At 43.5% G+C, this 13,934-nt stretch carries 8 protein-coding genes; 4 read left to right on the plus strand and 4 right to left on the minus strand.

What is annotated here, in order from left to right:
* Positions 1-78: 78 nt before the first annotated feature.
* On the minus strand, positions 79-2,304 hold the full coding sequence (gene psaB / locus IJ00_RS14780) for a photosystem I core protein PsaB (protein ID WP_035154203.1): 2,226 nt from the start codon (positions 2,302-2,304) through the stop codon (positions 79-81).
* 126 nt (positions 2,305-2,430) lie between these two features.
* Positions 2,431-4,689 carry a photosystem I core protein PsaA gene (psaA, locus tag IJ00_RS14785; RefSeq protein ID WP_035154206.1) on the minus strand — a complete coding sequence of 753 codons (2,259 nt, stop codon included), beginning with the start codon at positions 4,687-4,689 and terminating at the stop codon, positions 2,431-2,433.
* 607 nt (positions 4,690-5,296) lie between these two features.
* On the opposite strand from psaA, the gene IJ00_RS14790 reads away from it, so the two are divergent.
* Positions 5,297-7,027, plus strand: coding sequence for a hypothetical protein (locus tag IJ00_RS14790; protein WP_201782629.1), 1,731 nt, complete (start codon positions 5,297-5,299; stop codon positions 7,025-7,027).
* A gap of 16 nt (positions 7,028-7,043) precedes the next feature.
* On the opposite strand, the gene IJ00_RS14795 is transcribed toward IJ00_RS14790, so the two are convergent.
* Entirely contained in the window at positions 7,044-7,943 is a 900-nt protein-coding gene (locus IJ00_RS14795; RefSeq protein ID WP_035154208.1) for a glutaminase, read from the minus strand.
* A gap of 426 nt (positions 7,944-8,369) precedes the next feature.
* Here IJ00_RS14795 and IJ00_RS14800 point away from each other — a divergent pair, with 426 nt between their 5' ends.
* Together IJ00_RS14800 and IJ00_RS14805 are read left to right on the plus strand one after the other, a co-directional pair.
* Positions 8,370-9,491: a DegT/DnrJ/EryC1/StrS family aminotransferase gene (locus IJ00_RS14800; protein WP_168163487.1), complete on the plus strand. Its 1,122-nt coding sequence runs from the start codon at positions 8,370-8,372 to the stop codon at positions 9,489-9,491.
* Positions 9,492-9,659: 168 nt separating this feature from the next.
* Positions 9,660-11,234, plus strand: a complete 1,575-nt coding sequence (locus IJ00_RS14805) for a serine/threonine-protein kinase (RefSeq protein WP_035154211.1) — start codon at positions 9,660-9,662, stop codon at positions 11,232-11,234.
* 49 nt (positions 11,235-11,283) lie between these two features.
* Here IJ00_RS14805 and IJ00_RS14810 read toward each other — a convergent pair whose 3' ends face one another.
* Positions 11,284-11,823 carry a phycobiliprotein lyase gene (locus IJ00_RS14810; RefSeq protein WP_035154213.1) on the minus strand — a complete coding sequence of 180 codons (540 nt, stop codon included), beginning with the start codon at positions 11,821-11,823 and terminating at the stop codon, positions 11,284-11,286.
* A gap of 670 nt (positions 11,824-12,493) precedes the next feature.
* On the opposite strand from IJ00_RS14810, the gene IJ00_RS14815 reads away from it, so the two are divergent.
* Positions 12,494-13,846 (plus strand): efflux RND transporter periplasmic adaptor subunit, encoded by a 1,353-nt coding sequence (locus tag IJ00_RS14815; RefSeq protein WP_035154215.1) that lies wholly within the window; start codon positions 12,494-12,496, stop codon positions 13,844-13,846.
* Positions 13,847-13,934 lie beyond the last annotated feature (88 nt).

The following is a 13,934-nucleotide window of genomic DNA, read 5'->3' on the forward strand; positions in this document are numbered from 1 at the left end:
GAAATCCCAACAAAAATCCCCCATCACAAGATGAGGGATTTTAATGATTTACCTAACAACTAGCAAGAAATGGATTTATCAACCAAACTTACCAGCCGTCGAGGCAATAACAAACGCTGCGTAGGTAAGGACATAGCCAACGGTGAAGTGAGCTAAACCAACCACACGAGCTTGAACAATGGAGAGGGCAACGGGTTTGTCTTTCCAGCGAACTAAGTTTGCAATGGGAGTACGTTCGTGTGCCCAAACAAGAGTTTCAATTAACTCTTGCCAGTAACCTCTCCAAGAGATGAGGAACATGAAACCTGTTGCCCAAACTAGGTGTCCAAAGAGGAACATCCAAGCCCAAACAGAAAGGTTATTCATGCCGTAGGGATTGTAACCGTTAATCAACTGAGCTGAGTTAGCCCAGAGGTAGTCACGGAACCAACCCATTAAGTAGGTGGAAGATTCGTTGAACTGAGCAACGTTACCTTGCCAAATGCCTAAATGCTTCCAATGCCAGTAGAAAGTTACCCAACCAATGGTATTGAGCATCCAGAACATAGACAGGTAGAAAGAGTCCCAAGCGGAGATATCACAAGTACCGCCACGACCAGGACCATCACAAGGGAAGGCGTAACCGAAGTCCTTCTTGTCAGGCATTAACTTAGAACCACGGGCATCCAGAGCACCTTTCACCAATACAAGGGTGGTGGTGTGGATAGCCAACGCAAAGGCATGGTGTACTAAGAAGTCGCCAGGACCAATGGTTAAGAAGAGGGAGTTGGTGCCAGAGTTAATGGCATCTAACCAACCTTGCAGCCAAACATTACCGTAGTTGGGGTAAGCGGTGGCAGCAATGCTATCGGGGTTGGATAGCAACACGTTCAAGCCGTAGAGAGCTTTACCGTGGGAAGCTTGGATAAACTGAGCAAATACTGGCTCAATGAGGATTTGCTTTTCAGGAGTACCGAAAGCAACTACTACATCATTGTGTACGTATAAGCCGAGGGTGTGGAAACCGAGGAAGAGAGATACCCAACTGAGGTGGGAGATAATCGCTTCTTTATGTTCCAATACGCGGGCAAGAACGTTGCCTTTGTTTTGTTCGGGGTCGTAGTCACGAACTAAGAAAATAGCACCGTGAGCAAAAGCACCAACCATTAAGAACCCAGCAATGTACTGGTGGTGGGTGTAGAGCGCTGCTTGAGTAGTATAGTCCCTAGCAATGAAAGCGTAAGCAGGGATGGAGTACATGTGCTGCGCTACTAAGGAGGTGATTACACCTAAGCAAGCGAGGTGCCAACCCAACTGGAAGTGCAGTGAGTTGTTGTAGGTTTCGTAAATGCCTTGGTGAGGCATGTTGAAAGGACCTTCAACGGTTTTGCCAAAGAAGGTTTTGGAATCCATCATCTCTTTGATGCTGTGACCAATACCAAAGTTGGTGCGGTACATATGACCGGCAACGATGAATAGGACAGCGATCGCCAAGTGGTGGTGAGCCATATCGGTCAACCACAGGGATTCGGTTTGGGGATGGAAACCACCCAAGAAAGTCAGGATAGCTGTACCAGAACCTTGAGAGGTGCCGAATACGTGGCTAGCTGTGTCGGGATCCGCAGCGTATACGCTCCAGTTGCCGGTGAAGAAAGGTGTCAAACCAGCAGGGTGGGGTAAGGTGCTGAGGAAGTTATCCCAACCAACGTGCTGTCCGCGAGATTCAGGGATAGCAACGTGAATCAAGTGACCAGCCCAAGCCAAGGAGCTAACACCGAACAAACCAGCCAAATGGTGGTTTAAACGGGATTCAGCACTCTTGAACCAAGCCAAGCTAGGACGGAATTTGGGCTGTAAATGTAACCAACCTGCGAACAAGCACAGGGATGCGAACAACAACAGGAAGATGGAACCCATGTAGAGGTCGCCATTTGTCCGCATACCAATGGTGTACCACCAGTGGTAAACACCAGAGTAAGCAATGTTTACAGGGTTGCTAGCACCAGCTTGGGTGAAAGCTTCAATTGCGGGTTTACCGAAGTGAGGGTCCCAAATTGCATGAGCAATAGGACGGATGTGCAGAGGATCTTTAATCCACTGTTCAAAGTTACCTTGCCAGGCTACGTGGAACAGGAGACTGGATGCCCAAAGGAAAATGATTGCTAGGTGACCGAAGTGGGTAGCGAAAATCTTTTGGTAAAGATTCTCTTCGGTCATGCCATCATGGCTTTCAAAGTCATTTCCCATTGCGATCGCATACCAGATCCGACGAGTAGTCGGGTCCTGTGCGAGGTCCTGGCTAAATTTTGGAAATTTTGTTGCCATAGGTTTTGATAATTCCTCTGACCTTTAGCCATCAGGTGCTTGTTGAGTTCTGAGCTTTGAGTTCTGAGTTTTGAGTGATGACTCACCACCCAGCACTCATTACTCAGTACTGCTTATGACTGGTTGCTAACCAACTGAAAGGATATGTGCGTGGAAGAACGCCCAAGTTGTAGCAATTCCTCCTAGGAGGTAGTGAGCTACACCTACAGCCCGACCTTGAGTAATGCTCAGAGCGCGAGGCTGAATTGCAGGTGCTACTTTCAACTTATTATGTGCCCAGACAATGGACTCAATCAATTCTTGCCAGTAGCCACGACCACTGAACAGGAACATTAAGCTGAATGCCCAGATGAAGTGTGCGCCTAAGAACATTAATCCATAGGCAGAGAGCGCACTACCGTAGGAGTTGATTACTTGTGAAGCTTGTGCCCACAGGAAGTCACGCAACCAGCCATTAATGGTGATGGCACTTTGGGCAAAGTTACCACCAGCAATGTGAGACACATTACCAGCTGCGTCTACGGTTCCCCACACATCAGATTGCATTTTCCAGCTGAAGTGGAAGATAACAACACTAATGGAGTTATACATCCAGAACAATCCTAGGAATACATGGTCCCAACCAGATACTTGGCAGGTACCACCACGACCAGGACCGTCGCAGGGGAAGCGGAAACCTAAGTTTGCTTTGTCTGGAATCAGACGAGAGCTACGAGCGAAGAGTACGCCCTTGAGCAGAATCAATACGGTAACGTGAATTGTGAAGGCGTGGATGTGGTGAACCAAGAAGTCCGCTGTTCCCAAAGCTATGGGCATCATCGCGACTTTACCGCCAACAGCAACGATACCGCCACCGAATGCATGGCTAACTGTTGCCAATGCGTTAGGTGCTGTGCCACCAGGAGCCATAGTATGGATACCTTGTACCCACTGGGCAAATACTGGTTGCAGTTGGATTGCTGTGTCCGAGAACATATCTTGGGGACGACCCAAGGCACGCATCGTATCGTTGTGGATGTAGAGTCCAAAGCTATGGAAGCCGAGGAACATACATACCCAGTTCAAGTGAGAAATGATTGCATCACGGTGACGAATGACACGATCAAGAACGTTGTTTTGGTTCACAACGGGATCATAGTCACGCACCATAAAGATTGCTGCGTGAGCCGCACCACCGACGATCAGGAAGCCGCCAATCCACATATGGTGGGTGAACAGGCAAAGCTGTGTAGCGTAGTCGGTTGCCAAGTAAGGATAGGGCGGCATGGAGTACATATGGTGCGCCACAATAATGGTCAAAGAACCCAGGAATGCTAGGTTGGTTGCCAATTGAGCGTGCCAAGAAGTGGTCATGTTCTCGTAGAGACCTTTGTGACCTTCGCCAGTGAAAGGACCTTTGTGGCCTTCCAGAATCTCTTTGATGCTGTGACCGATACCCCAGTTGGTGCGGTACATATGACCTGCGACGATGAACAATACCGCGATCGCCAAGTGGTGATGGGCAATGTCAGTCATCCATAAACCACCAGTTACGGGGTTTAATCCACCCTTGAAGGTGAGGAAATCTGAGTAAGCACCCCAGTTCAAGGTGAAGAAGGCGTTGATTCCACTGGCAAAGCCGGGATACAAATCAACCATCTTCGAGGAATCGAGGATAAATTCGTGGGGTAGGGGAATATCCTTGAGGGCTACGCCTGAATCCAACAATTGGTTTGTTGGTAAGGATACGTGAATCAAGTGTCCAGCCCAACCCAAGGAACCACAACCTAATAAAACTTGCAAGTGGTGGTTCAGCATGGATTCCACGTTTTGGAACCATTCCAACTTGGGAGCTTTTTTGTGGTAGTGGAACCAGCCAGCAAACAGGAATAAACCTGCTAATACCAGACCACCAATGGCAGTGCAGTAAAGCTGGAAGGAACTGGTGATACCCCAACCGCGCCAGACTTGGAATAAGCCTGAGGTGATTTGGATGCCGTGGAAGCCACCACCAACATCACCGTTGAGAATATCTTGACCGACGATGGGCCAAACTACTTGGGCGCTGGGTTTGACGTTTAGAGGGTCAGTTAACCAAGCTTCGTAGTTTGAGAACTTCGCGCCGTGGAAAATCATCCCGCTTAGCCAGATAGTCACTACGGCTAAGTGACCGAAGTGGGCTGCGAATATCTTGCGGGATATATCTTGTAAATCGCTTGTATGTGTATCAAAATCGTGGGCGAGTGCGTGCAGGTTCCAAATCCAGGTTGTGGTTTTAGGACCCTTAGCAAGGGATCTGTCGAAGTGACCAGGTGTTGCCCATTTCTCGAAAGAGGTAGGCACTGGGTTCTCATCAACTACGATTCTTGCTTTTTTCTCCTCTCGCTCCGGAGGACTAATTGTCATTCGACCTCCTCTCTTAAAAGGGATTGAGGAATTGTCACCACAATAAATGTCTTCTTAGAGAAAGTGAATCTTAGTCGCATCCTCCAGAAAGAGGCTGGAGCAGCGATGAAGACTGCTTGTGGATAGTGGTTTCTGTTGAATTATAAGGGCTTAACTTGTACATTGTTGGAGACATTTTAACAATAATTCAAAATCCCCAAAGAAACTGTAGAATCCGCCTTGTTAAATTTGAGGTCATGGGCAAAAAGTCAATACTTTTTCCATTTATTTTACAAAGAGCAACAATTCGTGAAAACTATGGAATTCTGATATGGTGAAATACCTGAAAATACTTACCTGCATAGGCTTTTAGCCTTTTGTCTTGAGGTGATTTTTCAGTCGAATTCCGAGCATTTATTTACATTTCTGCTAAGGTTTATACAAAATAATCGTTAAATAGTTGTTCAACGAATAAATGAAAAAGTATCATTTGCATAGTGAAAACTAATATGTATATTTCTTGCCTTTGTCACATCACTTAACAATTGGGTAAATTTTTTGGAGTTGCTTTGTGAGTTGCATGTAATATAGTCTGGCTTGTGTGAATGAGTACTTCTGGGTAAAAAACATGGACTGGTGGCAGACGATCGCGATTGTGCAGCGACTTTGCAGATGGTTCGCCATAATTTATTTTGGTCAAGGTTGGAGAAGGACGTGTAAGTCTCTTCTGACAATCGTCTTATTAGTGCTGTTTTTAACTAGTTGTGGTGAGCCGAAAAATAGTCCACTGTTAGGTAAAAATGGTGACGGGAAACCTGCATTGAGCCAAAATTTTGCGGAAATTGCCCCACCAGAAGTGCTATTACGACTGAGTGAAAGTCTGGATAATTACCTTCCTCAGGTGAAAATAATTACACCATATGAAGATGTAGTTTTAGAAGATACAAATGTTTCTGTGAGCTTGCAGGTAGAGAATTTACCGATATATCAAGATGCAGAATCTGGTTTAGGTTCCCATCTGCAAGTGATTTTAGATAATCAGAGGGCGATCGCCGTTTATGATACCCATCAACCCTTAATTTTGTCAGACTTATCCCCTGGAACCCATACCTTGAGGGTTTTTGTCGTTCGTCCCTGGGGTGAAAGTTTTAAGAATGCAGGTGCTTATGCTCAGACAACATTCCATATCTATACTAAGACTGAGGATAATAAACCAGACCCAGAAGTACCTTTATTAACTTACAATCTGCCATCTGGGGAATATGGAGCAGAACCAATACTATTGGATTTTTACCTGACAAATGCTCCCCTGCGGGTGAGTAGACAGGGAGAGACGGAGGAAAATCCCTTCTCTGATTGGCGAATTCGCTGCACAATTAATGGTGAAAGCTTTGTTTTGGATCGTTGGCAAGCAATTTATCTCAAGGGTTTTCACCAAGGGATGAACTGGGTAAAGCTGGAATTCCTGGATAATCAGGGAAATCCGGTAAAAAATGTCTTTAACAGTACTGTACAACTAGTCAATTACCAACCTTCAGGGAAAGATACTCTATCTCGGATAGTTCGGGGAGAATTACCACTCGAACAAGTTAGGGGTATTGTCGATCCTAGCTATAGAGTTATTCCGAAACCAGAGGTGACACCAGGGGAAAGTTTACCACAGGAATCAGAAGAAGTTCCTGTAACAGAATCCGATGAAGTAGAAAGTACAACACCATCATCTGAATCAGAAGAATTAGAGAAAATTCCTGTACCAGAGGAGGGGGAAGTACCAAAAGTTGAACCCCAGGAATCAGAAACACCGAAAACACCCTCACCCCAACCTCAGGAGTTAGAGAAAATTCCTGTACCAGAGGAAGGGGAAGTACCGAAAGTTGATGATATACCCCAGGAATCAGAAACAGTTCCTACCGAACCCCAGGAATCAGAAACAGTTCCTACCGAACCCCAGGAATCAGAAATACCGAAAGCACCCTCACCCCAACCTCAGGAATTAGAGAAAATTCCTGTACCACAGGAGGGGGAAGTACCAAAAGTTGATGATATACCCCAGGAATCAGAAACAGTTCCTACCGAACCCCAGGAATCAGAAACAGTTCCTACCGAACCCCAGGAATCAGAAACACTGAAAACACCTTCTCCCCAACCTCAAGAGTTAGAGAAAATTCCTGTGAATGAAACCGAATTGAAAGAAGTTCCCCCATCCCCAGCAAAACCCACAGAGACTCCAACAATAGAACCAACTCCTGAAAGTTCTACCAAGGAAACTGTAAAATCTGATTGGCAGTCTAGATATGGGAAATATGCGAAGTATGGCAAATATTTTCAACGTCGGACAGAGAAAATGAAATCAAAATAAGTATTTTATGGAGATTTCAGCGAAAAATACTCATTTCTAATTCCTGGGAGAGAATTTCCAATAAGGCGATCGCCCCAATCGAATTACCTACACTATCCAAGGGGGGACTATAGATAGCGATCGCACCTTCTCCTGGTACAACTGCTAAAACTGCTCCACTAATTCCCGATTTCATAGGCAACCCAATAGTCACAGCATATTTGCTTGATGCTGCATATAATCCACAGGTTAACATCACTGCATTCACAATTTGTCGATGCTGGGACATAATCAAATCCGTTTCAACTGCCAAAAGTTTTCCCAACAAAGCTAAATCGGCGATCGCCCCAGATATGCAGCATATATTTTCGTATAAGTCAAGTGCTAACTCTGGATTTGTTACATATCCCAATGCTGTTAGATGCTGGGTAATATCATGATTAACTGGGGAAGGAGCCAAGCGCACGGAAGCAAGCATTTTTGTATCTATATATAATTGACAACCTGCCCGTTGATTCAACCACTGACAAAAGGATTGGGTACAGTCGTGGGTATCTTTTCCTGGTAGTTTATCAGCCAGGGCGATCGCCCCACTATTAATCATCGGATTGCGAGGATATCCATCAGCTTGCAATTGGGAAAGAGAATTAAAAGCAGTGTCAGTTGTTTCTACTCCTACCCACTGGAATACCCTATCTACCCCAAAGGTTTCCAGGAGATAAAGTAAGGTGAAGGGTTTAATAACGCTCATCAGTGGGAAAATACACTGAGTATCTCCTAATGCATAGGTTTGTCCTGAGAGGTAATTAATTTGCACAGCAAACAGATTGGGGTTAGTTGCTGCTAACAAGGGAGGATAGGTAGAAACTGTTCCTTGATGAATTTTTCCCTTTACTTGCTCTATCCAATGAGCTAATTTATCGATTAATTCTGACATTGCGAGTTATACCATTTCTCGAAATTCCGGCTACAGATAATTCTCCCCCTGCTCCCTGCTGTCTATGTGTAGCTTTATTTTGGAGATATTATCTTTGTCATGGTATTTGATTGACTGTGCGATAAGAGGAGTTGCTATGCGATCGCTCAATAATTTGTTTGTACTATAAAAGTTTAGAGATGACAAATAAAAATTGCTAGTCTATGGAGCGATCGCTACGATTTTACTACTAGTATATTTTTATGCTATGCATTTTTAAGTATTCTTCTTTCAGATGAGATAATTAAGTTAAGAAATTTTCTTGTATGAAATAGAAACATCATGATTTATAGTCAACATAATTTATATGTATATCCGCGACTCAAGTTAGATATTAGGCTCAGGGATTTATGGAGAGCTTTGCTATCTTTTGTATTTCCTTTAAATATGAATAAAACTATTAATAATATTCAGAAATTTTGGCATACAGAGAAAGATATTATTCCCACATTATCCGTCCGAACTGCTTTTGACTTACTTTTACAATCATTACAATTACCTCCTGGCTCCGAAGTGTTGATGAGTGCCATTAATATTGCCGACATGGTGGAAATAGTGGAAAGGCATCAACTAGTACCAGTACCTGTAGATATTGATTTATTAACCTGTGAACCATCAATACCATTATTAGAAAAACTCGTCTCCCAAAAAACAAAAATTTTACTCATTGCTCACATTTTTGGAACTATCATTGACCTCAATCCCTACGTAGATTTTTGTCGCCAAAAAAATTTAATTTTGATTGAAGATTGTGCCCAGGGATTTGCCGGAAATCGCTACTATGGACATTGGGAAGCTGACGTGAGTTTTTTTAGTTTTGGTCCTATCAAGTCTTGCACAGCCTTAGGTGGAGCCATCACACTCTTAAAAGATAAAAATTTATCAATTCAGATGCAAGAGATAGAAGCTACCTATCCCCAGAAAAGTGAAACTTGGTTTTTTATCCGAATTCTCAAATTTATGAGTTTAAAAATTCTGTCTTTCCCCTGGATTTACTGCCAGCTACTGAGTTTATTAAAACTCTGTGGTCAGGATTTAGATTCTACCATTGTCGCAATGACTAGAGGCTTTGCTCAAGGAGATTTATTCATCAAAATTCGCCATCGTCCACCGCAACATTTATTATGGTTACTATCCGATAGATTGAGTCAATGCGGAGAATTTTTGCAACGTCAAAAAACTGGAGAAAACTTTCAAAAAATCTTGCCAAAAAATATTTTAGTTCCTGGAGTTAAAGCCAGCCTTCATTCTTTTTGGTTATTCCCCATTATTGTAAATCATCCCCATCGGGTTTTACAGTACCTGCGAACTCATAATTTTGATGCTAGCCGGGGAAGTACAAGTTTAATTGTCAAAGAGTCCCATGATCAGCAAAATCATCTTGCACCAGAAAATGCCAAGTATTTGATGCAGCAGATTCTCTTTTTACCTGTGTATCCTGATGTGCCTGTAGCAGAATTAACAAGGCTGAGTCAGTGTTTAAGAGATATAATAGAAAACCCTAATTAATCCTGACTGGGATGGAGAATCAAAGAAAATTTCTTTATCATAAACCATGGCAATGACATGTAATTGCCTGGAGGGAATTTTGAAACAGATGTGGGGCGATCGCTGTCGTCTCATTTACAATCTATAAAAGTGAGTTGGCTCAAACCCTAATTTCCAAGTGCAAAATCTATGCTAATCGGTACAACATTGCAGGGTGGAAAATACACCTTAGACCAAGAAATCGGTCGAGGTGGCTTTGGTATTACGTTCAAAGCTACACACCATTTCCTTAAGCAAGTGGTGGTAATTAAAACCCTGAATGAGAAATTGCGACAGCACCCAGATTTTCCCAAGTTTGAGCGTCAATTTCAAGACGAAGCCAGACGTTTAGCGACTTGTATCCATCCCAATATTGTCCGTATCAGTGATTTTTTCCTGGAAGACAAATTACCCTACATGGTGATGGAATATATTCCCGGTGAGACTTTAGGGGAATCCTACGTCCTACCCAGTGTCCCGTTGCCAGAAGTCACAGCCATCCACTATATTCGCCAAATTGCTGCCGCCCTGCAAGTTGTGCATCAAAATGGTTTGCTCCATCGGGACGTCAAGCCAGATAACATTATTCTGCGCCAAGGTACTCAGGAAGTTGTGCTGATAGATTTTGGCATTGCCAGAGAGTATAACGGTGGAGTGCGGCAAACTCACACAGGGATGGTTTCCGAAGGATATTCCCCCGTAGAGCAGTACCTATCCCAAGCACCGCGATCGCCAGCAACGGATGTTTATGGTTTAGCTGCCACCCTTTACGCACTGCTGACTGGACAAGTTCCCATGCCAGCTTTACTGCGCGATCGCCAACAAATGCCATCACCCCGCGAACTGCAACCCCACATCACTGCTGCGGCAAATCAAGCTGTAATGAGAGGTATGGCAATTGAGGCAAAATTCCGTCCATCCACCGTCGGGGAATGGTTAAAGTTATTGCCAGAGGTGGGGGTGACACCTATGTTACGAGTCGTACCAACCCATACCGTTGCCACAATTGATTTATCTGCCCAGCAAGCCGCAGAACAGATTTACCAGCAGCAAGGAGGAGTCAATGCACCAGTTAAGCAAGGGCGATCGCCTGCCAATTCTTCTGGTTTTTTCCGGCATCCTAAACTGATGATTGGTGCAGGTGTGGCGATGTTGGCTGCCACTGCTGGCTTTACTGTTGCTAGTATGATCACCAAAAAACCTGCTGTTTCTAATACCACTGAACAACAGAATACAACCCAACCTACCGCCGATTTTCCCCCCTCTGTGCATAGCGTGCCAACTCAAACTGCAACACCAGCCAACGCAGAAACTGCGGCAAATACAAGTACTATTCCCCGGCGCAAACGTTCTCGTCGTAATCGCGAGGAAATACCGACTCAAAGAGATATAAATAATACTAGAAAAGATAATATCGGAACAGGCAGCGATCGCCTCAATCCAGATAATTCAGATACAAATAACTCGACACCAAAAGCCACAAGCTCGCCAAGTTTGGTGCAAAAGCTAAAAATCATTAAAAAACAACGAGAAGCTGGTATAACTACTCCAAGTAATAATTCCACCCCATCGCCAGCTAACTCTGTGGTGATTCCTAGCACCGATAATCAGAAACCAGATAGCTCTTCTGTAGTCGTTCCCACCAAGGAAGTACCTACCTCCGAACCTGAGAATAAATCCCAACCCCTACCAGTTAAGGAAACAGTGGAAGAGAATCAAGAATAGGGTTAGGGAGAAGGGTTTTTGTTCACCATCACCCATCACCCACTACCTATTACCCAATCTTCTTTTCTAGATATTGCCCAATCATTAACTGTTCACCAGCGCGGGAAATGATAGTTTGACGGGTGCGATACTTGCTACCAATTAACTTGAGTTCTTCTTCAAAGACAGAACCGTTGTATTCAGTTCGCAGACATAGAGTATCAGAGTTGGGCAAGTAGTATGTGGCAGTAATTGGTTTAGTCGTTGCAAAACCGCGATCGCGGTACAAAGTATTTCCTAAAGCCCCAAATAAGGTTACACCTTGGGATTCGTTTTTGCCCGTCTCAGTGTTGTCACTATTCCAGCTAACTTCCACACCAGTGGTTAAAATTTCTGTATCAGATAATTCATGCATTTTTGCCAGAGTCAGTAATTCCTCACATCCCTGATGCAGATAACGAATCCTCAAGTCACTGACTATCTCTTTAGTTTCATCCTTCAGAAGTGTGTAGTAGCGCCTTTCTGAGCGCCATTGACCAACGGATTTTTGAAAAAATTCTGCAATCAGAGATTCTTCCTGAACTTGTAGCAATTGTAAGGTTGATGTCACTGGTAGTTTTCCTCACTGGATATAGGCATTTCACTGGTTAATCCCTGAATTGGGGATTTACAGCATCTTGGGATTTTGAGAGATAAATACACACTTCTATCTCAAATGCCATACTTGTTTACTTTTCTTAATTTAAACTAATTTTCTCTGAATGTGCTGATAAATTAGTTACATTTTTCTAGGGGGAGGAGTGAAAATAGCCGAAGAGTTATCCGAGTCCTTATACTCTCACTGTATCTTGGTCTGAGGGTATTGATAATTTGTTCATCCCTGGGTTGGAGATTTCAAGGATACTGCATCGTTTTATCTTTTCTCTTTGACTGAGAGCTATAGTAAATTTACTACTTCCATTGCATAAATCTCAGTCCTTAGAGATATTACATTAAGTTGAATAGGCGATATTTTATACTTATATTGACTATGAAGTTAAGTAAAATTTATTGCTGATGAATTAAGAGTCTCTGAAGAGTCTAAATTTCCCATCTTTGACTGTGAAATCAATCCAGAATCTCTATGCAAATCTTTTGGTGAAGTTGAACCGATAAATCCTAGCTAAACTAAATGCTTGTCATCAAAGTTAATTCCCAAAAGCTTTTACGAGAAAATTTCTGTATTTTCATTTAAGATTCAGAACAGGGGATGCTGCCGAAAATCACTAGGAGCAAAGTCAATGATTGGGGATGGAATACAAGCGAAAATATCACTTAAGTCTGTTTTTTTCTCGATAATTTTGACAAAGCTCAATCTATCTATGGCTTGGCTAGTAATTTTGGGTATAGGTATAGTTTTATCTAGTTGTGGTGGAACATCCCAAGACAAAGCGACAGCACGGCAAGAACAAGGAGATAGAACGACTGCTGTGGATGTGGCAGTAGCACGTAAAGCAATTTTACAACAGTCACTGAAATATACAGGAACCACTGCACCCTTTCGTATCGTGTCTTTGCGATCGCAAGTCGAAGGGCAGCTTTTAGCCTTAAATGTAGATGTCGGCGACAACCTCAAGCAAGGACAAGTTGTGGGACAGGTAGATGATGCACTGTTAAAAACATCACTAAATCAAGCGGAGGCAGAATTGGCAGCCCTGAAGTCAGAGGTAGCAAGGGCAACAAATCAAGTCAGTAATGCCCGTACTCAATTTGAGCGATCGCGCTTGGAATTATTACAAAATCGTGCAGATGCCGACAGACTCACAAAGCTCTATAAACAAGGGGCGATCGCCCAACAAATGGCAGAGCAGGCAAGAACGAAAGCTAGTACATCTATACAAGCATTACGAGCAGCTGTAGAACAGGTACGTACAGAACAACAAGCAGTTGCTGCTGCTAAGGGTAGGGTGATTGCCCAAGCTGCGGTGGTAGATGAAGCCAGGGAAAGAAAATCCTATGCTCGTCTCACTTCTCCGATTAATGGTGTTGTTTTAGAAAAAATTACAGAGCCAGGTAATTTACTCCGCCCAGGAAATGAAATATTCAAAATAGGTGACTTCAGTCGTGTCAAGGTAGTAGTCGAAGTTTCTGAGCTTGAACTCAGTAATATTACCCAAGGACAATCGGTGCAAGTGCTTCTCGATGCTTTCCCCGACAAAAAATATATCGGTACTGTAACTAGAATTTCTCCTGCCGCAGACTCGACTTCTCGACTTATCCCTGTGGAAATTGTCATACCAAATATTGACGGTAAAATTGGTAGCGGTTTACTGACTCGTGTGAATTTTCAAAGTAGCCAAACCGAGCAGGTAGTAATTCCAGAGTTAGCCCTGCAACAAGCAGAAGAAGAAAGAAAACCGGGAAATAATCCGGGAGATAACCCTACCACTACCCAGGGCAAAGTTTTCGTAGTCACCGAAGGTACAGAAAAACCCCAAGTTACACAAAGAATAGTCAAGTTAGGCGATCGCGCTGATAGCAAAGTCACTGTTCTTTCTGGGTTAGAAGCGGGGGAGAAATATGTGGTACGCAGTGGCAAACCCCTCAAGGATGGGGATACTGTTCGCCTATCTATACTTTCGGAAAGCAAGTGAATTCTTTGACGCTCAAAATCAATAGTAGTAATTTTGTTCTATTTTTTGCTTCCAGGCTGCTATTTTGACTGAGAGCGAAGTTATTTAA

Origin of the sequence: Calothrix sp. 336/3, assembly GCF_000734895.2 — a bacterium.
GTDB lineage: Bacteria > Cyanobacteriota > Cyanobacteriia > Cyanobacteriales > Nostocaceae > 336-3.

Excerpts from the sequence above, each read along its gene's own strand:
- psaA (WP_035154206.1), bottom strand. The coding sequence starts at position 4,689 with ATGACAATTAGTCCTCCGGAGCGAGAGGAGAAAAAAGCAAGAATCGTA.
- IJ00_RS14805 (WP_035154211.1), top strand. The coding sequence starts at position 9,660 with ATGCTAATCGGTACAACATTGCAGGGTGGAAAATACACCTTAGACCAA.
- IJ00_RS14790 (WP_201782629.1), top strand. The coding sequence starts at position 5,297 with ATGGACTGGTGGCAGACGATCGCGATTGTGCAGCGACTTTGCAGATGG.
- IJ00_RS14795 (WP_035154208.1), bottom strand. The coding sequence starts at position 7,943 with ATGTCAGAATTAATCGATAAATTAGCTCATTGGATAGAGCAAGTAAAG.
- IJ00_RS14815 (WP_035154215.1), top strand. The coding sequence starts at position 12,494 with ATGATTGGGGATGGAATACAAGCGAAAATATCACTTAAGTCTGTTTTT.
- psaB (WP_035154203.1), bottom strand. The coding sequence starts at position 2,304 with ATGGCAACAAAATTTCCAAAATTTAGCCAGGACCTCGCACAGGACCCG.
- IJ00_RS14800 (WP_168163487.1), top strand. The coding sequence starts at position 8,370 with ATGAATAAAACTATTAATAATATTCAGAAATTTTGGCATACAGAGAAA.